The 20,204-nt window shown below is 62.2% G+C and carries 21 protein-coding genes; 11 read left to right on the top strand and 10 right to left on the bottom strand.

Translation table 11 applies throughout. From position 1 onward, the window contains the following. Positions 1 to 33 precede the first annotated feature (33 nt). Together H7C86_RS23155 and H7C86_RS23150 are read right to left on the bottom strand one after the other, a co-directional pair. Positions 34 to 918 (bottom strand): DUF5995 family protein, encoded by an 885-nt coding sequence (locus H7C86_RS23155; protein WP_182262310.1) that lies wholly within the window; start codon positions 916 to 918, stop codon positions 34 to 36. Between the two features lie 54 nt (positions 919 to 972). Then, positions 973 to 1,353 (bottom strand): RidA family protein, encoded by a 381-nt coding sequence (locus H7C86_RS23150; protein WP_020907668.1) that lies wholly within the window; start codon positions 1,351 to 1,353, stop codon positions 973 to 975. A 98-nt stretch (positions 1,354 to 1,451) separates the two neighbouring features. Between H7C86_RS23150 and H7C86_RS23145 the strand changes: the two genes are divergently transcribed. The 4 genes from H7C86_RS23145 to H7C86_RS23130 are packed head-to-tail and all read left to right on the top strand — an operon-like array spanning position 1,452 to position 7,196. Then, positions 1,452 to 2,489 carry an Rv2578c family radical SAM protein gene (locus H7C86_RS23145; protein WP_003944842.1) on the top strand — a complete coding sequence of 346 codons (1,038 nt, stop codon included), beginning with the start codon at positions 1,452 to 1,454 and terminating at the stop codon, positions 2,487 to 2,489. A 37-nt stretch (positions 2,490 to 2,526) separates the two neighbouring features. Further along, positions 2,527 to 3,951, top strand: coding sequence for a 3' terminal RNA ribose 2'-O-methyltransferase Hen1 (locus tag H7C86_RS23140; protein WP_153211192.1), 1,425 nt, complete (start codon positions 2,527 to 2,529; stop codon positions 3,949 to 3,951). Then, positions 3,948 to 6,491, top strand: coding sequence for a polynucleotide kinase-phosphatase (locus tag H7C86_RS23135; protein ID WP_182262303.1), 2,544 nt, complete (start codon positions 3,948 to 3,950; stop codon positions 6,489 to 6,491). The genes H7C86_RS23140 and H7C86_RS23135 overlap by 4 nt, the downstream gene beginning before the upstream one ends. 36 nt (positions 6,492 to 6,527) lie before the next feature. Next, the gene (locus tag H7C86_RS23130) at positions 6,528 to 7,196 is read left to right on the top strand and encodes a bifunctional 2-polyprenyl-6-hydroxyphenol methylase/3-demethylubiquinol 3-O-methyltransferase UbiG (protein WP_182262302.1); all 669 of its coding nucleotides are present in this window, start codon (positions 6,528 to 6,530) and stop codon (positions 7,194 to 7,196) included. Here H7C86_RS23130 and H7C86_RS23125 read toward each other — a convergent pair. Further along, the gene (locus tag H7C86_RS23125; RefSeq protein ID WP_182262301.1) at positions 7,157 to 8,386 is read right to left on the bottom strand and encodes an MFS transporter; all 1,230 of its coding nucleotides are present in this window, start codon (positions 8,384 to 8,386) and stop codon (positions 7,157 to 7,159) included. The genes H7C86_RS23130 and H7C86_RS23125 overlap by 40 nt on opposite strands. 70 nt (positions 8,387 to 8,456) lie before the next feature. On the opposite strand from H7C86_RS23125, the gene H7C86_RS23120 reads away from it, so the two are divergent. Beyond that, positions 8,457 to 9,512, top strand: a complete 1,056-nt coding sequence (locus tag H7C86_RS23120; RefSeq protein ID WP_259349280.1) for a LacI family DNA-binding transcriptional regulator — start codon at positions 8,457 to 8,459, stop codon at positions 9,510 to 9,512. Continuing rightward, complete coding sequence (locus tag H7C86_RS23115; RefSeq protein ID WP_232253455.1) at positions 9,509 to 10,132, top strand: hypothetical protein; 624 nt, start codon at positions 9,509 to 9,511, stop codon at positions 10,130 to 10,132. Before H7C86_RS23120 ends, H7C86_RS23115 begins: the two co-directional genes overlap by 4 nt. A gap of 95 nt (positions 10,133 to 10,227) precedes the next feature. On the opposite strand, the gene H7C86_RS23110 is transcribed toward H7C86_RS23115, so the two are convergent. Further along, positions 10,228 to 11,046 carry an AraC family transcriptional regulator gene (locus H7C86_RS23110; RefSeq protein WP_084325968.1) on the bottom strand — a complete coding sequence of 273 codons (819 nt, stop codon included), beginning with the start codon at positions 11,044 to 11,046 and terminating at the stop codon, positions 10,228 to 10,230. Positions 11,047 to 11,135: 89 nt separating this feature from the next. Between H7C86_RS23110 and H7C86_RS23105 the strand changes: the two genes are divergently transcribed. Next, positions 11,136 to 11,507 (top strand): cupin domain-containing protein, encoded by a 372-nt coding sequence (locus H7C86_RS23105; protein ID WP_182262299.1) that lies wholly within the window; start codon positions 11,136 to 11,138, stop codon positions 11,505 to 11,507. On the opposite strand, the gene H7C86_RS23100 is transcribed toward H7C86_RS23105, so the two are convergent. The 4 genes from H7C86_RS23100 to H7C86_RS23085 all read right to left on the bottom strand — a co-directional run bounded on the left by H7C86_RS23100 (position 11,508) and on the right by H7C86_RS23085 (position 15,305). Next, positions 11,508 to 12,236, bottom strand: a complete 729-nt coding sequence (locus tag H7C86_RS23100) for an HD domain-containing protein (protein WP_182262298.1) — start codon at positions 12,234 to 12,236, stop codon at positions 11,508 to 11,510. A 207-nt stretch (positions 12,237 to 12,443) separates the two neighbouring features. Then, positions 12,444 to 13,043, bottom strand: coding sequence for a CHAP domain-containing protein (locus tag H7C86_RS23095; protein WP_372461235.1), 600 nt, complete (start codon positions 13,041 to 13,043; stop codon positions 12,444 to 12,446). 14 nt (positions 13,044 to 13,057) lie between these two features. Next, positions 13,058 to 14,629 carry an MDR family MFS transporter gene (locus H7C86_RS23090; protein ID WP_020969565.1) on the bottom strand — a complete coding sequence of 524 codons (1,572 nt, stop codon included), beginning with the start codon at positions 14,627 to 14,629 and terminating at the stop codon, positions 13,058 to 13,060. A gap of 43 nt (positions 14,630 to 14,672) precedes the next feature. Continuing rightward, a complete protein-coding gene (locus H7C86_RS23085) occupies positions 14,673 to 15,305 on the bottom strand; it encodes a TetR/AcrR family transcriptional regulator (protein ID WP_024487257.1) in 633 nt (210 codons plus the stop codon). A 104-nt stretch (positions 15,306 to 15,409) separates the two neighbouring features. Here H7C86_RS23085 and H7C86_RS23080 point away from each other — a divergent pair, with 104 nt between their 5' ends. From H7C86_RS23080 to H7C86_RS23065, 4 genes are all read left to right on the top strand, one after another. Then, on the top strand, positions 15,410 to 15,778 hold the full coding sequence (locus tag H7C86_RS23080; RefSeq protein ID WP_019748349.1) for a zinc ribbon domain-containing protein YjdM: 369 nt from the start codon (positions 15,410 to 15,412) through the stop codon (positions 15,776 to 15,778). A gap of 101 nt (positions 15,779 to 15,879) precedes the next feature. Continuing rightward, entirely contained in the window at positions 15,880 to 16,911 is a 1,032-nt protein-coding gene (locus H7C86_RS23075; protein ID WP_259349279.1) for an ABC transporter substrate-binding protein, read from the top strand. A 51-nt stretch (positions 16,912 to 16,962) separates the two neighbouring features. Next, positions 16,963 to 17,382 (top strand): DUF1622 domain-containing protein, encoded by a 420-nt coding sequence (locus H7C86_RS23070; protein WP_007728052.1) that lies wholly within the window; start codon positions 16,963 to 16,965, stop codon positions 17,380 to 17,382. Positions 17,383 to 17,413: 31 nt separating this feature from the next. After that, the gene (locus tag H7C86_RS23065) at positions 17,414 to 18,814 is read left to right on the top strand and encodes a DUF2252 domain-containing protein (protein WP_080910429.1); all 1,401 of its coding nucleotides are present in this window, start codon (positions 17,414 to 17,416) and stop codon (positions 18,812 to 18,814) included. A 4-nt stretch (positions 18,815 to 18,818) separates the two neighbouring features. On the opposite strand, the gene H7C86_RS23060 is transcribed toward H7C86_RS23065, so the two are convergent. Further along, positions 18,819 to 19,535, bottom strand: coding sequence for an SRPBCC domain-containing protein (locus tag H7C86_RS23060; protein WP_134999229.1), 717 nt, complete (start codon positions 19,533 to 19,535; stop codon positions 18,819 to 18,821). Between the two features lie 2 nt (positions 19,536 to 19,537). Further along, the gene (locus H7C86_RS23055) at positions 19,538 to 20,149 is read right to left on the bottom strand and encodes a helix-turn-helix domain-containing protein (RefSeq protein ID WP_134999230.1); all 612 of its coding nucleotides are present in this window, start codon (positions 20,147 to 20,149) and stop codon (positions 19,538 to 19,540) included. Between the last annotated feature and the right edge of the window lie 55 nt (positions 20,150 to 20,204).

The following is a 20,204-nucleotide window of genomic DNA, read 5'->3' as shown; positions in this document are numbered from 1 at the left end:
GTGTGTCCGTTTCAGGCAGCGGAGGGTGAGATGTCAGAGACCGCCGAGTCGCGAGAGTACGTCGAGAGCGGAATCCGTAGTACGCCAGAGTGCGTCGATCTCCTGTTCTGCGCCGGGACGTGTCTGCGGATTCTGGAGGGCGAATCCGTTGGCCAGTGTGATGGTGTTGTATCCGCTGTCGGCGGCGCGGAGCAGCAGTTCCGAGGGCTGCGAGTTTCCGGCCAATCGGTCGAGTCCTTCGCCGACGAAGTAGAACCGCCAGAGCGGCCCCAGATCGGCGTCGTACTCGGCCTTGGTGAGGGTCACGATCGAACCACCCTTGACGGCAATGGAATCGACGATCTTGTAGAAATCCGTGACATCCTGCGCAGTGGTTCCGGACGTGGCGACGGCGTGAGCGAGGTCGACGGTGAGATGCGCGTTGTAGCCGGCCATGGCAACCCGTGCTGGACTGGCATCGCACTGACGTGTCAGGGCGAAGTAGTTGGTCCACGCCGGATCGGTGGGAGTACCGGTGAACTCCGCATGGACGTTCACCAGGTACCTGCGCAGCAATTCGAAGCTGACGGAATGGGCCCACTCGTCATCGGCGAAGGCCGCAGGGTCTCGCTGCAGCGGCATCACCGCCTCGTGTTCGACAGCGTCGAGGCCGATGGAGAACAAGCCTCGCCAATCGTGGTGTGAGACGAGGATCGACGTGATCTCACGATGACGTTCGACAGCGGTCTCGAGCCGAGGCAGTCCGGCACCGGTCAGCGTCGTGACGTCGCTGAGTTCGACAATCCGGCCCACCTCGGCATTGCTCAGAGGGCTACCGCAAGCCGTCGAAAGACTCTCGCCCGGATCTGCGAGTGCAGAACCGGGCGAGAGGAAAGCGGCGGTGATGCCGAGCGCGAGCGTCAACGGATACAGCCGCATCGGATTCATCGGCTCAGACTAGGCGTCCATTTTCACAATTGTCCGGATTGGCGATCAGCTGAGAACCGCGTCGGCCTCGATCTCGATGAGCAGAGCGGGGTCGATCAGCGAGCTGACCTCGAGGATGGTCGTGGCGGGACGAATCTCGCCGAACACTTCACCGTGCGCCAGAGCAGCCTGCTCCCACTGCGTCATGTCGCGCAGGTACATGCGAGTGCGGATGACGTCGTCGAGCGAGGCGCCGGCCTCGGCAAGTGCTGCCTTGATTGTTTCGAGCGCTGCGCGGGTCTGATCTGTGAGGGTCTCACCAGGAGCGGTAGTACCAGAGACTGCGACCTGGTTACCGATGCGCACGGCACGGGAGTAACCGATCTTGGGTTCCCATTCGGAACCGGACGAAATATTGATTCTGTTCGGCGTGCTTGTGTTCGACATGGCCCGAATTCTGCCAACAACTTCCCGGCCGTGGTGAGGCACGGTCGGGTATTCGCTCCATCTTGACATACCTTAGAACAAGTGTTCGACTTGGGGCCATGAGGTGGTCGGGTCAGGCATTGGATGCAGATGACGGAGCGCTACCCGGACTCGAACGAGCCGGGTTGGTTCGCTCCGTGCAGACTCCCGAGTTCGAGGGAATCACGTTTCACGAGGTGCTCTGCAAGAGCGCGCTCAACAAGATGCCCGAAGAGTCGACGTTGCCGTTCAGCTTCACCGTCAACGCTTTTCGTGGTTGCTCGCACGCATGCCGATATTGCTTCGCGAGACCGAGTCACGAGTACCTCGACCTCGACGCCGGCGCGGATTTCGATTCCCAAGTGGTCGTGAAGACGAACATTGCCGCGGTGCTCCGCAAGGAATTGGCGCGAAAGTCCTGGAAACGGGAGGCAGTGGCACTGGGTACCAACACTGATCCTTATCAGCGAGCGGAGGGCCGATACCGCTTGATGCCCGGCATTATTCGCGCGTTGACCGAATCGGGAACTCCCTTCTCGATCTTGACGAAGGGAACTCTGCTCCGACGGGACCTGCCGCTGTTGAAAATGGCGGCGGCGCAGGTCGACGTCGGAATCGGAGTGTCGTTGGCGATCAACGACGCTGCACTTCAGAAGCAGATCGAGCCTGGTACCCCGTCACCGCGGGCGCGTCTCGAGATGATCCGGGCCATCACCGACGCGGGATTCTCGTGCAATGTCATGGTGGCGCCGGTCATTCCGTTCCTCACCGATTCCACCAGTCACCTCGACGGTCTGTTCGAGGCACTGTCCGAAGCCGGTGCGACGAGTGTGACGGTCTTCCCGATGCACCTGCGGGGGAGTACTCGGGGTTGGTTCATGAATTGGCTTGCTCAGGAACATCCGGCACTCATCCGTCGCTACCGCGAGCTGTACGGGCGGGGTGCGTATGTCACTCCCGAATACAAGCGTTGGCTCGCAAGCCGTGTCGAGCCATTGGTCGAGCGTCATGGGTTGGGTGGTCGTTCGGAGCATCGAGACGTCAGTGCGGCTGGCAGTGAACCGCGTGAGGCGCCTCGGGAACTGGTGGGTGCGGGAGCAGCTCTCACCTTGTTCTGACGGCCGCGGGCGCGCAAATCGGAGGCGCCCCGGACGTTTGCCGGGCTACATTCGCCTGGTGCTACTCACACTGACGTCCACCCCGACCCCGCAGACTCCTGATGCGACCGCGTTGAGCTACCTGCTGCACAAACATCCCGACCGCGTGCAAAGCTTCGACTTGGCGATCGGCACCGCCACGGTCCTGTACCCGGAGGCCTCGGCCGAAAAGACCACGGTGGCAGTGATTGTGGACGTCGACCCCATCGAACTTGTGCAGAGTAGGTATCGACGAGGCAAGAGTGGCGACAACTTTTCGCTGGGGGAGTACGTCAACGATCGGCCGTATGCGGCGTCGTCCATACTCTCGGTTGCTCTGTCGAAGCTGTTTCGCACCGCGTTGACGGGAACGTGCAAGTCGCACCCGGAACTCGTCGGAGCCGAACTCGCGTTGACCGTCTCGATTCCGGTGGTTCCGTGTGGCGGCGATGCGGAATTGCCTCGTCGGCTGTTCGAGCCGCTGGGCTGGGACGTGACCGCGATACCGGTGCAGCTTGATCCGCACCTACCGACGTGGGGAAACTCCGACTTCGTGTCGCTGACACTGACCGGGGAACACACGGTGCAGAGTGCCCTACGGCACCTCTACGTGCTGTTGCCCGTCCTCGACGATGTGAAGCACTACTGGGTGGGACCTGACGAGGCAGACAAATTGATCCGCGTCGCTGGAGAGTGGTTGGCGTCGCATCCGGATTCCGCGCTGATCATGTCCCGCTACCTGGCTCGTCGACGCGACCTGGTCGAATCGGTGGTCGATCGACTGATTCCCGAACAAGCTGAGGCGCAGATCGAAGCACCGAGACCGGATCCGCCGCTGGCACGCCTTCGCGTCGACGCAGTTTTGGCGACGCTTCAGCGACTGCACGTGAGAACAATTGTCGACATCGGTTGTGGCGAAGGTAAATTGCTCGAGGCGCTGATGCCGCACGCTCGATTCGACAAACTTGTCGGCGTCGATGTGAGCGCGCGCGAACTGACACGGGCGCAACGCAGATTGAAGTTCACCGAAATGTCCGACGTCCAGCGTGAACGTGTGTCTTTGATGCAGTCGTCCGCGACGTACCGCGACGCACGCTTGAAAGGCTTCGACGCAGCCGTGCTGATGGAGGTGGTCGAGCACGTCGACACGGCGCGCCTGCCGGCGCTGGTCAGATCGGTCTTCGTGGACGCAGCACCGCAGTATGTGCTGCTGACTACTCCGAATGCCGACTACAACGTGCTGTATCCGGCGTTGGCCGCGGGAGAGTTCAGGCACCCCGATCACAGGTTCGAGTTCTCCCGGACCCAATTCGACGACTGGGCAACCGAAACGGCCCGAGTCCACGGCTATTGCGTGGAGTTCGAATTTATCGGAGCAATTGATCCGGTCCTCGGCGGGCCGACACAGATGGCAATCTTCACGAAGGAGGCACGAACGTCATGACGGTGTACGAGATTCCAGATCTCGCCTTGGTAGTACTCATCGGCGTCAGTGGCTCGGGAAAGTCGACCTTTGCGGCGCGCCACTTCGGTGACTACGAAACCCTCTCGAGTGACACATTCAGAGGGTGGGTCAGTGACGATCCGAACTCACAGGAGTCGACGTCCGATGCTTTCGAAGTGCTGGAGTTCGTCGCGGCCAAGCGTTTGCGACGCGGACGCCTCACGGTGGTCGACGCGACCAACGTGCAGCCCGCTGCGCGCAAGCGACTCGTTGCGTTGGCTCGCGAGCACGACATACTGCCGGTGGCAGTCGTGCTCGATGTTCCGGAATCGGTCTGTTCTGCACGAAACGACGCTCGCTCTGATCGGACGTTCGGACGCGACGTGATTCGCCGCCAGCACCAACAGTTGACTCGCTCGCTCCGCGGGTTGGGTAAGGAAGGCTTCCGTTCGGTTCACATCCTCAGAGGTGAGGACGCGGTTTCCGAAGCCACATTCTTGCGCCACCCGCTCCGCAGCGATCTGCGTGTCGAGCGTGGTCCGTTCGACGTCATCGGTGACATCCACGGATGTCGAAGTGAGCTCGAGACGCTCCTCGTGAAACTCGGCTACACCGTCGACTTCGGGACGGATGGCAGAGCTGTCGATGCGGTGCCGCCGGACGGGCGAACTGCCGTCTTCCTCGGTGACTACGTGGATCGAGGTCCGGATTCGGTCGGTGTGCTGCGTCTGGTCATGGGGATGGTCGCGGCGGGACATGCGATAGCGGTTCCGGGCAACCACGAGAACAAACTCGTCAAGGCGCTGCGCGGTAAGAAGGTCACGCCGAGTCACGGACTCGCCGAGACCCTCGAGCAGATGGCCACCGAGTCGGCGGAGTTCCGCGAAAGCGTCGTCGACTTCTGTGACGGTCTCGTCGCGCACCTCGTCCTGGACGACGGCAAACTCGTTGTCGCGCACGCCGGTCTCAAGGAGGACTACCACAACAGGGCGTCCGGCCGAGTGCGAAGCTTTGCGCTCTACGGTGAAACCACCGGTGAGACGGACGAATTCGGCTTGCCCGTTCGATACCCGTGGGCGCAGGACTACCGAGGATCAGCCATGGTCCTCTACGGTCACACGCCGGTGCACGAGGTGGAATGGATCAACAACACCGCGTGCCTCGACACCGGCTGTGTGTTCGGTGGATCCCTCACCGCCCTTCGATACCCGGAACGAGAGATCGTGTCGGTTCCGGCGGAGCAGGTTTGGTACGAGCCGGTGGTACCGCTGGCACCGCCGACTCGCGATCCGGACGTGCTCGATCTCGCCGACGTCCTCGAAACAACAGGCGTCGACACCGAACTGCGCGGTCGAGTGTCCGTTCGCACCGACAACGCTGCCGGTGCCTTGGAAGTGATGAGCCGATTCGCCGTCGCGCCGCAATGGCTGCGGTACCTACCGCCGACCATGGCGCCCTGCGCGAGCGCCCAATCCGATGATTATCTGGAACACCCGTCGACCGCGTTCGACGCATACCGGGCCGGCGGAATCGGAACAGTGATCTGCGAAGAGAAGCACATGGGTTCGCGGGCAGTGGTGCTCGTGTGCCGTGATCGATCGGTTGCTCAGTCCCGCTTCGACGCACCGGATGCGCTCAGCGGGATGGTGCACACCCGCACCGGCCGCCAGTTCTTCGACGACGACCTGACTCAGCAGTTGATCGACGACATCGCCGCCGCAGTCACCTCCGCTGCGTTGTGGGAAGAGTTGGGCACCGACTGGCTGCTCCTCGACTGCGAATTGTTGCCGTGGAACGTCAAAGCGGAAGGTCTGCTGCGCTCGCAGTACGCGTCGGTCGCGGCGGCCGGGCGATCAGACCTCACAGCCCGCGAGGCCGTGTTGGCGCAGGCCGGGTCGCGGGGCCTGGACGTGGCGGAGATGTTGGAACAGACAACTGTTCGGGCCGCCAGTATCGAGCGCTTCGGCGAGGCGTACCGACGGTACGTGTGGCCGACGAACGGACTGGACGGCGTCACCATCGCGCCGTTCCAGATTCTGGCGGCCGAGGGCAAGTCGTACGGGGAACGGGATCACGAATGGCACCTCGGTGTTTCGGACCGCCTGGCAGCGGCCGACCCGAGTCGATTTACCACCACACGTCGCCTGGTCGTCGATCTCGGTTCCGAGGACTCGGTGTCCGAAGCGACGACGTGGTGGGAGTCGCTCACCGGTGACGGTGGTGAGGGGATGGTCGTCAAACCGCTGGCGAATCAGATTCACGGACCGCGGGGGTACAACGCGAAGGTTCAGCCGGGGATCAAGGTCCGCGGCCGGGAGTACCTGCGATTGATCTACGGTGCCGACTACCTCGAACCGTCGACTCTTGCGAGATTGCGTAACCGCAACCTCGGACACAAGCAGTCGATGGCGCTGCGCGAGTACGCGCTCGGCATGGAGGCGGTATCCAGGCTCGTCGACCGTGAACCTTTGTGGCGAGCGCACCAGGCCGTGTTCGCAGTGTTGGCTCTCGAATCGGAGCCGGTCGACCCGCGGTTGTGACGGCCGGTGCCCGGGCTCGGATTGATACCGTCGGGTATGGGTGTGATTGCGCGCTTGGACGGTTTCAACCGACGCCATCCGTGGAGTCACAACGATCACTACGGCCGGTGGGTTCTACGTAATCTGCGCGGGGTCAGGTCCGGTCGCGCTCTCGACGTGGGGAGCGGGACCGGCAATCTGATCGACCTCTTGCGGCGGCGGTTCGACGTGGTGGTCGGTGTGGAACCCGACCTGACAACGTCGGCCGCCGTGCGCGCAAGGTTTGTCGACGACGAGAACGTGATCATCGAAGCACGGCGGATCGAGGACTTTGCATACGAGGCGAAGTACGACGCGATCACAGTCGTCGCGGCGTTGCATCATCTTCCACTCGAAGAGTCGATGAAGCGGCTGAGCGGCCTGCTCGAATCGGGTGGGCGGCTCGTCGTGGTCGGGTGTTATCGATCGACCACAGCAACCGACGCACTCCTGTCGGTGTTGGCGACCGTGTGCAATCCCGTCGTCGGCGTCGTCAAGCATCGACGGGTTGCCTCCGAGCCACTGAAGGCGATGACGGTTCCCACCGCGGAATCGAGTGAGTCGATGGCTGACGTCCGACGCGCGGCCGCGTTGTATTTGCCAGGTAGCCGGATCAGGAGACGACTGTTCTGGCGATACACCCTGATCTACGACGCGACCGTCGCTGCCGCGTCGGTGGGGGAGTGAGTAGACCGCTGCGGTTCGCGGGGAAATGCGCGTCGGCCGAACCCGACTATCACCAACGAACCGATCATCAGAGTGGCCCCGATGCCCGCCAGATGTGAGAGCCCGCCACCGTCGACGACGGCAGAGCCGAGCAGAGCGCCCGTTGCAATCGCGATCTGGAACACGACGACGTAGACGGCGGAGGCTCGGTCGGTCCCGATCGGAACGGCGCGCAGAACCGAGGATTGGAGGCAGATCGGAACGGTGGTGAACGCCGCACCCCACAAGATCGTGGCGACGACGGCGAACGCTCCCATCGACGGCGCCAAGAGCCAGAAGATGGCCAGCGCGCCTGCCACCGTCGCGATCGAGATGAGCGTGAAGAGACGCGGTCGGCGGTCGTAGTACTTGCCGGCGACCCACACTCCGACTGCGCCGGCGGCGCCGTAGACCAGAAGCATCGCGGTACGGATGCCACCGGACGAGCCGAGGCTTTCCTCCACCAGAAGTGTGAAGAACGTGTACGAAGCGAACTGCCCCAGGGCGGCAAACAGCGTTGCCGCGCAGATGACGGCGAGTGCCCGTTTCATCTCCGGTGTCGGCTTCGGCTTGTCTCGCTTGCTCCGATGGTGTTGATCGACCGACATTTCGGGCAACGCACGATGCAGTGAGAAAGCGATGACCACTGCCACCGCGCCGATTGCCGCCGACGCAGTCCGCCAACCCCAGGACTGGCCGATCGCCGAAGACAGTGGACCTCCGAGAACAAATGCGAGAGACGTACCGGCATACACCATCGCGATTGCCTTGCCCTGTTGTCCGCGCGGAACCAGGGTGGCTGCGACCGGGGCAACGACAGCCCAGAACACTCCGTGCGTCGCAGCGCGGAGCAATCGTCCGATCACCAGCATCGGATAGTTGACGGCCAATGCTGCGACCAGTTGCGACACCGCGAGGGTGGCCACCGTCAGAACGACAACACGTCGGCGCTGCCAGGTTTTGACCGCTCCGATCAGCGGAAGCGTCAAGGCCGCGACACCGTATGCGTAGAAGGTCAGCAGTAGGCCGACACGCCCTTCGGTGACGTCGAGGTCCGTCGAGATTTCGCTGAGCAGTCCGACGGGGAGCATTTCGGCCGTCACGTAGGCGAAGGCTGCTCCGGCCAGTGTCATCAGCCGTAGCGTGGTTGCCTTCGGCAGTCGAACAGTCATGTTGTGTAACGATACATGTATCGATACACACCTGCGCAATGGATATTCTGCACTCGCTATGCTGATGCTCATGGCCATACGTGCGCAGCGTTCGAGGCGACCGACGATGGCCGACGTCGCCAAGGCCGCAGGCGTGTCGGTGATGTCGGTGTCGTACTCCTTCGCTCAGCCCGAGCGCGTGTCTGAATCAACGCGAGCCAAGGTGTTCGCCGCCGCCGAAGAGCTCGAGTACGCGGGCCCTAACCGGGCGGCGCAGTCCTTGCGGAGCGGGAAATTCAACAACATCGCGGTCGTCTTCAGCGAGAAGCTGACGTACGCCTTCGAAGACGCAGTAGCTCGGCGATTCCTCTCGGGAGTCGCCGAAGCGTGCCTGGATGCGAACGCCGGGCTGATGATGCTGCCGAACTCGGGGAAACCGGGAGACGTCGACAGAGTTCGCGACGCGGCAGTAGACGGTTTTGTCGTCTGGACCACCGTCTTCGACGATCCCATCCTCGACGCGATTGTCGGCACCGGAAAACCCGCATGCATCCAGGGTGGGCCGTTGCACGAGGGTGTGGATCTCGTCGGGATGGACGATGTTGCCGGCGCCGTTGCGATCGCGGCAGTCGGGTTGTCGGGGGCGCAGCGGCCCGCGGTGATCAGCCTTCCGTGGGATCGTGAGCGTCGGTCCGAGATTCGGATGGACGTGGTTTCAAGTGAAGCCTTCTTTCCGGTGTCCCGGCATCGGCTCGAGGGCTACGAGCGCGCCGTCCGCGACGCGGGCCTCGATTGGCCCTCGGTGCGGGTGGGGGTCGTCACCGTCAACGAGCGGAGCGAGGGTGCGCGGATGGCTCGGTCCCTTCTCGACGTTCCCGAGGGCCGAAGGCCCGATGTCATCTTGACGATGAGTGACGAACTGGCTCTGGGGGTTCTGGACGCGATCCGTGAACTCGGCCTCGCGCTGCCCGACGATGTCGCAGTCGTCGGATGGGACGACACAACAGCCGCATCGGACGCGGGCTTGACCACAGTTCGCCAGTCCCTGTTCGATCAAGGGCGCAATGCAGCTCGCGTGGTTCTCGGGCTGGACGATGCGGTGGAGCCGGTCGAGTGGTCGGTGCGTCGGCGAACTTCGACACGATGATCACGCCGGTAGTGGTCGACGCTCTGCGTCTTCGGTGGTTCGTTCCTCCTGAATTGGGGGAGACCGTCCGGTGGGGACTCTCCTGGAATGTCGACAGCCCGAGCAGGTGGGCGGTAGTCGAGCCGGCGTGGCTCTTGACGGCGGAAGTGCGAACGAGTTCGAAACCATTGATGTGGAGACTGCCTCGCGACGGGTCAGACATCCGGGAGCCGGTCCAGCCGGCGGTCGGTCGCGTCGGTGCACTGCAATTCATGTTCGACGCCGAACCACCGTTGCCGTCTCGGATCGAAGCCGCGGGCGCTTTGCAACTACGCGCCGGAACTCCTCGTGACGACACAAATGCCCGTCAGGCGTGGACCGATTTCGACGAGAATGCCTCAACTACCGGAGTGGTTCGCCGTCTACGGGTGATGTCGATGGAGTCCGACATGCTGCCCGACCCGAAGTTTCCGCACGGCCCGAACTGGGGTTGGGCATCGAGGCAGTTCGTGTCCGGGTCCGAGCGGTTCTACGAGTTGGCCCGCGCGCCTCGCGCGTTGCGCTCGTATCAGCTGACCGATCGTGAATACGGGCCGCGGCGCGAGGACTTCCTCCTGGTCGACCTCGAGACGGCTGCTTGATCGTTGGGACCTGACACCGTTTTCATTCAGTGGACACAGACTCCAGCTGATCGGAACCAGTGTCTGCTCGACGAAACCGGTGCCAGGTGCTTCGACTAGCGCGCTCTGCCGACCACGTTCAGTGCGTATTTACCGGGCGGCGCCCCGACATGCTTGACGAAGTGCCGCGACAGGTGGGATTGATCGTGGAATCCGACGTCGACGGCCACGTCCGCCAATTCGCGCCCGGCGAGGATTGCGCGTCGCGCCAGATCGATTCGACGTCCCGTCACGTACTTGTGAGGCGGAAGCCCGAAATGCTTCGCGAAGTTCTTGATCAGATACGTGGGGTTCCGTTGCAGGATGTTCGACGCTTCCCGCATCGTGATTCCCGTTGTGAGTCGCGCATCGAGCAGGTCCCGAAGTTGATCGGCAACGCGTTCGTCAACGGTCGGCATGTGACGGGATCGACCTGTGGCCGGTGTGAGGACCTCGTTCAATCTTTCAGCGAGGAACCCCAGGCGACTTTCGGCTTCGAGTGATTCGCCGTGTGGGCCGAGTGCAGAGTGCAGTTGATCGATGCGGTGGCGCAGCAGAGGGTCTCGAATCTCGGGGCTGTCCACCGCCGGGCCTATGAGGACCTCACCGAGAACTGACGTGTCGAGGTAAAGGATTCGTTGACGAAATCCGGCCTCGGTGACCGGAACTCCGTCGTGTGCGATGCCTGGCGGCAACAGAGTCACGATCTCGGGTGCTGCGCCATGAGCGCGATGATCGAGGTCGTATGCAATCGTGCCCCGGTCGACGAGCATCAGAGACCACTGATCGTGCGTGTGTTTGGGATAGGCGTGTCCGACGAAATCGGCATGGAAGACCTCGGTGATTCCCGCGAGGCCCGGTGCCCACGCGGTGATCTGTGCGCCGCGGGGATCCATGTCAGAAACGTACAAGACGCAGCTGCCGCGGGTGACGAAGAGTGGCGGGGTCGTCATCGCGGTGGTGGCGCGCCCGAGGGAGGAACAACATGAACAGTTCGGCAACAGCGGTATCGCTCCGCGAGAAGTTCGGTCAGTTCACCGAGCACTGGTCGCCCAAGAAGATTGCGGTCCTCAATGATTACGAGATCAAGATCGTCAAGATCAAAGGTGAATTCGTCTGGCACTCCCACACCGACACCGACGAAATGTTCCTGGTGACGAAGGGGCAGATTCGAATCCAACTCCGAAACGGAGATGTTCCACTGGGGCCCGGTGAACTGTTCGTGGTACCTCGCGGAGTCGAACATTGCCCGATCGCCGAGGAAGAAGCGGAATTGATGTTGATCGAACCCGTCGGCGTGGTGAATACCGGGAACGTCGGAGGGCCGCGAACTGCAGTGCTCGAGGACTTTTCGTAGTTACCGGCTCTTCCAATCCAGGGGATTGGTACGCAACGGCAGGGCCATTCCCGATCTCCAGAGCGTCGCCGCGCGAGAGTGCGGACGGAGCTCGACCTCGCGCCGCATCGATTGCGCGAACTCGTCGGTGAACCCTGTTCGCGGGTACTCCGCGATTGTTGCATCAACAGTTGCTCGCGGAATTTCGGGCGCACGCCGACCGGCAACGTCGAAATGCGCTGCGGCATGCAGTAGATAGGCGTCAGCGCCCGTGCCGCGGTCGACGGTCAGATCCATGTGTAGACGGATCGCTTCGCCGATTCGCCGTACCGACCTCTCCGAAGTTCCCACTCGGGTCGCGAGTTCTTCTGCGTCTGCGGCACTGATGTAGGTGAAACACCCGTGCTCGGCCGATCCTTCTGCGCCCAGTCCGACATCGTGAAGGGTGCACGCAGTGAAGAGATCTTCGGGGTCGTACTCGATCGCATCGATCTGCGCGAAGGCGTCGGCCCAGATCCAGCAGCGCAGGCTGTGGTTCAAGATCGCGGGGGAGAGGGTTCCTCTGGCGTGATCGAGCGCTTCGCTGCACAGCTTGGTGTCCGGGAGTGGGCGTTTGCGCAGCTCGGGTGTGCGAGTGGGGTAGCGGCCGAGCCGCAGCCGGAGCATCGACGGCGTGCTCATGGCCTGCGCAGCAGCCGCGCGGGCCATGAGCTGTATCTGCTCGAGGGTGGTCAGCTCACCAGGGCGCATCGAATTCCTGTCTGAGGTAGGGGGCAGCTGGATATGAATCTAGTTGCCAGGTCTGATCCTTCGTTCGATATAGATATCTGTCGACGACGGAAACACTGAATTATCCGAACAATGTCGATCAGTTTGCACCAATCAACGGTTGAACCAATTCGGAAATCTCACCGCTCGCAACAATCAAGTTTCATCACGCAAAGACGGCGGGGTGGCTCAGATGACGCCGAACCCGACGATCCCCGGGACTTCCGACGGGACGATGCGATGGAGCATGACCTTGTTGTTCTCGTTGCCGCCGACGGTCGTCAGAGTGCCGCCGTCGTTGACCAGAACGACGTTGACGTGTTGGCCGAAGGGGCTCGAGTCGCCGTACAGGATCGTGTCGCCGACCTTGGGCTGGTAGTCCTGACCGTAGGGGACAAACGCGTCGACCGACTCGTAATACTCCTGCAGCGTGTACACCCCGGGGATGCGCCACGACCCTGAGTTGGGGTTCGAGAACGGCGTGCCGATCTGGTTCATCGACCAGCTCACGAAATCGGCACACCACGATTCTTCGACACCCTCGGCGTATTTGGTGCCGGGGCTCCCTGACTCCCACTCCTGCTCGAGGACGCCCAGCAGCGCACTCTGCTGAGCGCTGAGAATGCCGTGGTCGACGGCCGGGAACGAATCGAGATTCTCGCCGGCAAGAGCGTCGTCGCCGCTCGCGAACCACCACAGTGCGCCGGCGACAACTACGACCACCACAACGCCGAATACGCCCAGAACAGCGAGAGTGCGTCTGGGCGTATTCGGTGCGTGCGACATCACGCCACGATAGTCAATTACTCGAGCGGGGGTGCCGAGCGATCGATCGTCGTCGCGAGTGGCTTCTCCTTGACGAAGAGCAACAGGACAACCGCCGCGATGACCAAGGGGACGAGGTACAGGAAGATCGGCGCCAGCGCGTCGTTGTACGCACCGACGATGATCTCGCGAACCTGGCTGGGCAACTTCCAGAGGATTCCCGGGGTCAAGGAGTTCTCGTCACCACCGACCGCGCCGCCATTCGCGGGGAGTCGCTCGGCCAGGAGATTGGTCAGACGCGAGGCGAACAGGCTGCCCACGATCGCGCTGCCCAACGACGCACCGATCTGACGGAAGAAGTTGTTCGACGCGGTGGCCGTTCCCACTTCGGCCGCGGGGAAGGTGTTCTGCACGATCAAGATCAAGATCTGCATGACGAGGCCGAGGCCGATACCCATGAGTGCGATGTAGCAACCGAAGACCAGCAGTGAGGTCGACGGCGTCAGACGTGAGAGCAGGACAAGAGCGACTGCGACGATGGATGTTCCGACGATGGGGAAGATCTTGTAGCGGCCGGTCTTGCTGACCAGCTGACCGGATCCGATGGAGGCGACCAGCAGGCCTGCCATCATCGGAATCATCATCAGTCCTGCTTCGGTGGCGTTCTTACCGGTCACCATCTGGATGTAGGTCGGCAGGTAGGCGAGCGCACCGAACATCGCGATGCCGATGATCAGACCCGCGACCGTGGTCAACACGAAGTTTCGTTGAGCGAACAGGTGCATCGGAATGACCGGTTCGTCAGCACGCTTCTCGACGAAGACAAACGCCACTGCGGTCACGATGCAGCCGATGATCAACCCGATGATGACGCCTGACCCCCAGGCGTAGGTGTTGCCGCCCCAGGTGGTGAACAGGATCAGACAGGTTGCGGCCGTTGCGACGAGGACCATTCCCAGATAGTCGATGCGAGGTTTGCCGAGGTTCGGCTTCCGCAGGTGAAGGAATGCCATTGCGCTCGCGATTGCGAGGAGCCCGAGGGGGATGTTGATCCAGAATGCCCAGCGCCAGCCGATGCCCTCGGTGAACCATCCACCGAGAAGGGGGCCGGCAACCGAAGCCAGTGCGAACACGCCGCCCATCGCACCCATGTACCGGCCGCGTTGCCTGGCAGGGACGACGTCGGCGATGATCGCCTGGGACAGCAGGATCAATCCGCCGCCGCCGAGTCCTTGCACGGCTCGACCAGCGATGAGTGTGGTCATGTCGTGGGACAGACCGCCGATCACCGAACCGACGATGAAAATGCTGATGGCGCCGATGAAGAGGCCCTTGCGCCCGATCAGGTCACCGAGTTTTCCGTACACCGGCATCATGACGGTCGAGGCGAGGATGTATGCCGTCGTCACCCAGACCATGTGGTTGACGCCGTTCAATTCACCCACGATGGTCGGGAGCGCGGTGCTGAAGATCATCTGGTCGAGCGATGCCAGAAGCATCGTGATCATAAGCCCGACAAAAACGAGGATGATCGACCGTTTGTCCGGCGCGGCCTCGGTATCGGTATGCGTGCCGTCGGGCTCGACGGTCGCAGCTTCTCGAGTGGACATGTAGTTCCTTAGTTGAGTGACAGCTGGTGCGAGAGAGTGTGGATCAGCTCTCGGACCTGAGTATTCGAGCCATCAGGAGTAGTGCCGGATCAAGCAAGTCGGTTCTGGGGCTTGCCCGTTCACTGTTCTGCCATTTTCGGAAGACGTAACGCATCGCGGCGCCTGCGGTGATGACCGTTGCCGTGGCTTCGTCGGCAGCGGCTGTATCCGAGTGCAGGCGGCGATACTCGGTTCTGTGCGACAACTCCCGCGTGAGGATCCGGGTGAGCGTGTCTTCAAGATCGTGGAAGGTGGCCAGATGTTGTTGCAACAGCGTGGGATGACGTTCGAACAATTCGCGTCGATGCGCGAGCAGATCGGGTCGCTCGTCGACGATCTGCATCGCCGCCTCGAAGACCGCGAGGGCGCCGCGCAGCGGATCGTCCGGGTGCTCGCCGATGAGCGTGAGCATGGTTGCCTCACTTGGCACGACGAGCATGAGCCCACCGATCGCCGCGTCCTTGGTGGGGAAGTAGTTGAAGAACGTGCGGGTCGACAGATTGCAGGCCTCGCAGATCTTCTCGACGGTCACTTCGTCATAGCCCAGGTCGAGGACGAGTTCGACGGCAGTGTGCTCGATCAGCTGCCTCGTCGCAATTCGTTTTCGTTCGCGCAATCCGAGAGTTTCGGTTCCCATTTCATCCATAATTGCACAGAGTGCAAAGTTTCATCGAATGCAATATTTCGCCCAAGAATGCCTCATGAAATGCAAAAATGGGGATCGGGTGCCTGGTGGATAGGATGAACCGCGTGGAAGACACCTTGCCCCCTTGCCCCGAATGCGCCGGCGAATACACCTACGAGATGGGCGCGTTGATGGTCTGCCCGTCCTGCGCGCACGAGTGGGCGCCGACCGATAGTGCCGGCGAGGACTCGGGTGTGGTGAAACTGGGTGTGGTGAAAGATGCCGTAGGCAACATCCTTGCGGACGGAGACACGGTGACGGTCGTCAAGACGCTCAAGGTGAAGGGCAGTCCGACCGGCATCAAGTCAGGTACGAAAGTGCGCAACATCCGCCTTGTCCAGGGCGTTGGCGACCACGACATCGACTGCAAGGTCGACGGCATCGGACCGATGCAATTGAAGTCGAGCGTCGTCAAGAAGGTGTGACCGGACAGCGATAGATGTCGGCTCGAAATCCTGTTCAGTTTCGACGGTTCGATAGCCACAATCGAGGAGATCTTCGACCGCTCGAACGAATGGACCGAACTGTGCCGAACTCGATCTGCCTGGCGCCCGCACTCGATAACACCACACTCGATACAGACGAGCAGTGGGAACGCATCGTCGATGCGCTGACACGCAGGGGATTCCTCGGCGCCGGGCTCGGTGTCGCGGCTGCGACATTGCTGGCAGCGTGCAGCAGCGACGAAAACGGCTCGGCGCCAAGTGGTCTCGTCACAGTGCAGGATGAGACGGGCAGTGTCGAGATTCCGTCGGATCCGCAGCGAATGGTCATCGCCCACGTCAGCGCCATGGCGACGGTCCTCGACCTCGGTGTGCCGCCGGAGAAGATCGTCGGCGGCTTCTTCGGTCTCGAAGGGGTGGGCGGCGACGCGGTGTTGCGCACGATGCCGGAGGCGGCGAACATCCCGAACCTCGGCACGGCGGGAACGTGGAACAAGGAAGCGATCATCGGCGCGTCGCCGGATCTGATCGTCATGCTCCTGACCGCCGGAAATGCTTATGCGGCAAAGTCCTACGACGAACTCTCTGCGACCGGTGTTCCAGTGTTCGCCGGCTTCAACGGGTACCTCACGTGGGACGAGATGAAGAAGTTGGTCACCTCGATGGGCGTCGCGGTCCGACAGGAAGAAGCTGCTGCGGAATTGAACGCGAGAACGGAAGAGCGCCTCCTCACAATCAAGGATCGGCTCTCGGCCCTCGGCTCGCTACCGTCGGTGACGCTGCTGCGTACCGGCGAAAACGGTGTCGTCTACAACCAGGTCGACGCTCTTCTCGATGCTCTCGGTTTCCCGGGCGATCGAGCTACATCGGAGGAGTTCACCCGCACACTCACAGCGGAGCAACTCGATCAGGTGACCAGCGACGTGATCATCGTGGGTGCATTCCAGGACCAGCAGGACGTCCGCGCGCAGTTGGCAATGAACCCGCTCTGGGAGCGTCTTCCCGCTGTCCGCTCGGGGAACGTCCATTACGTCGACGACAGCCTGTGGGGCTCGGGCTATTCTCCTCGCGCGACCGAGCTGCGACTCGACGACATCGAGCGGATCTTCAGCTGACTCCGTCGTGTCACCTCGACTTATCGGTGCATTACCTCGAGAATCATGATCATGGACAAAATCAGGTTCTTCGAGCTTGTCACCGAATGGTTCGAAGTACTCGGTGTTGTCGCCATGGTCCTCGGGTTCGTGTTCGCATTCGTGATCGCGGGGCGCGCCTGGAGTCGAACGCGCGACGGTAGTTCAGCGTTTCGCACTCTGCGCGAGACGATGGGTGCGGTCATCCTTCTCGGGCTCGAGATCCTTGTCGCCGCTGATCTGGTGAAGACTGTGACGTCTTCACCGTCGCTGACCGACGCCGCAGTTCTGGGCATGATCGTTCTGATTCGGACCGTGTTGAGCCTGTCGATTCAGATCGAGATCGACGGGGTACTTCCGTGGCGCAAGGCGTTGGTGTCAAGTCCGGAACTCCTGGTACGCGCAGCGCGCGGATCAGGAGGCCGAACGACGCCCGACGCGTCGAGTTCGTAGCGATAGCCGTTGCGAGTGAAAGGTCGGGCAGATGACAGCAGTGCGTACCGAGCATCCCACTGTCGACGAGAGGCGGGCGCGCGGCCGCCAGGCGCGTAGAGATACGCCATTGGCCGCGCTCGCGGATCTGACAGAGAGTGACCGCGATCCGATATCACTGCTGGAATTGCAGGCGAAGTCGCGGGTACAGGACCTGGTGCCCATCCGATACGGGCGCATGTCGGCGTCCCGGTTCTCGTTCTTCCGTGGTGCTGCCCTGGTGATGACGGACGACTTGTCCCGAAGCCCTGATTCCGGCCTGAACAGCCAACTCTGCGGCGACGCACACCTGAGCAACTTCGGTATCTATGCGACGCCCGAGCGAAAGCTCGCGTTCGACATCAACGACTTCGACGAAACGTACCCGGGGCCGTTCGAATGGGACGTGAAACGGCTGGCCGCCAGTTTGGCGATCGCAGCGAAGGACAACGGATACTCCGGCAAAGAGCGTAAGAAGATCGTTCGCGGGTGTGCGGCCGAGTATCGCGAAACCCTGATCGCTCAGGCAGGATTGGGGAACCTCGCAGTTTGGTACGCGCACATCGCACCCGAAGACGGACTGGAAGAACTTCGCGTCGATTTGAAGAAGCGAATGCTCGAGCGGACCCAGGCGACGTTGGACAAGGCTCGTCGCCGAGACAGCGCTCAGGCAGCCGGCAAATTCACCGAAATCGTCGACGGGAGAAGGCGGTTCATCAGTGACCCGCCGCTGATCGTGCCGGCAGAGGAATTGTTCGCGGGCACCGACCTCACTCAGATCGAGGAGTTGCTACGTCAGCGCGTTCGTTCCTATCGAAGCACGTTGCAGTGGGACCGTCGGGTGTTGCTCGAAAGCTTCGAGATGGCGCACATCGCGCGGAAAGTTGTCGGTGTCGGGAGCGTCGGAACGCGCGCGTGGATGATCCTGATGAAAGGCGTCGACGACGACGATCCGTTGATCCTGCAGGTCAAGGAGGCGCAGCCGTCCGTTCTCTCGGCGTACGTCGATGGCCCCACCTTCTCCAACGAGGGCGAACGAGTAGTGAACGGGCAGCGCCTGATGCAGGCCACCAGTGACATCTTCCTGGGGTGGGAGCGCGGACCGGGACTCGACGAGGATGAGCACGACTTCTACATCCGCCAACTTCGGGACGGCAAGGGATCAGCGGTCATCGAAACCATGAAACCTGAAGGGATGGAACTCTACGGGCGACTATGCGCGAGGGTCCTGGCCTATGCGCATGCTCGCTCGTCCGATCGGATTGCGATCGCCGAATATCTCGGTGACGGAACCGAATTCGATTTCGCGATCGGGGAGTTCGCGGCTGCCTACGCCAAACGCAACGCACGCGATCATGCCGCTTTGCTGACCGCGATCGACGACGGTCGCGTGTCAGCAGAGCGGGGAGTGTGACGACTCAGGCGAACACGCCGTCGAGCCAGGCCTGCCACGCTGTCGTTGCTGATCCACCGTCAGCGCCCTCTGCGAAGAGGTGATGGGCCGCGTCGACGGTGCCGCCGAAGGCGTTTCGTCCGTAGAACCGCAGCAATGCGTCCTCGGTACGCAAGCCGATGAACCAGTCGTTGATGTAGTCGACAATCGCGTCGACGGTTCCGATTCCGGGGCCTTCCACCGACGTGGCGTCACCGACAGCGGTGCCCGAGGTGATTCCGAGGGCGCTGCGAAGCGTTCCCATCGCTTGCGGCGAGGACGAGGATTCCGGGCCTTCGGCCGAGACATAGGTGACGGGTTTGCCGGCGAAGTACCGCACGTATTGGCCGAGACTGTGCAGGTAGAAGTCCGTGTGCTTACTCGCGCCGTCGTACTGGTTGTCCCAGTCCTCGGCAAACACTCCGGCGTGGACGTAGCGGACAACGGCGGTGCTCTCGTCGCGGGCCTCGACGACGTACTCGAGGTTGTTGAACCAGCCGTCGGGGCCTTGCATGTGGATGGCTAGCTCGCGGGGCGGCTCCCACGTCGCGATGATCGGGCTGTCCGGACTACTGCCGTCCGCAGGGATTTCGAGCGGGGACGGGAACATCCAGCCGGCCGTCTCTGCCGAGATTGCGGCCCAGATCTGCTCGGGAGTTCCGGGGACGACCACCTCGCGGCGGATTTCGAATTTCTCGGACATCGCTACTGCTCCGTTTCGGGTGTGGTGACGTGGGGTGTGGTGAGACCGGGATGCAGGGCGACAACCAAGCGGTGTTTGCGCCCGGCTTCGGAATTGCCGTCGTGGTATTTGGCCACGAGTGAGTTGACCGACTCGCCGAGTTCGCCGGCGAAGGCGGCGCGGTCGGCCGCCGTGGCAAAGGTGATGTCGCTGTCGATGGCAAAGGACGCCAACGGTTTTCCGGCCGCAGTTGCGCCGGCGATCAGTTCGCCGACCTCTCGGACGATCCGCGCCGCGAGAGTGACGAGCCAGCGCGCCGAGAGCTGATCCGGGAACCGGCTCGGGTCCGGCGCGAGCGCGGACATTGCAGCGGGGGAGATGACGTACGACGCGGCGCTGGCCTGCATGATCCGCTCCGTCATGTTTCCCCGCTTGCGCTCCTCGACGAGTTCGACGAGTCCGTGTTCCTCGAGAGTGCGCAAGTGGTAATTGATCTTCTGGCGCGTCAAGCCCACTCGGGGTGCCAGCGAGGATGCTGATGCCGGGACTGCCAGTTCAGCCAGAATCCGTTGGCGGATCGGATCGAGCGAGGCCTCGGCAGCTGCGGGACGATCGATGACTGCAACTTCCAACATGAGAAAACCATCCCACCGACAACCAAATCTGTCAAGACAGAAAAAATTGTCGGCG

This window comes from Rhodococcus sp. UFZ-B548 (assembly GCF_903819475.1).
Lineage (GTDB): Bacteria > Actinomycetota > Actinomycetes > Mycobacteriales > Mycobacteriaceae > Rhodococcus_F > Rhodococcus_F erythropolis.
Note: the sequence above shows the minus strand (reverse complement) of the source record. Positions and strands in the feature narration are given on the sequence as shown.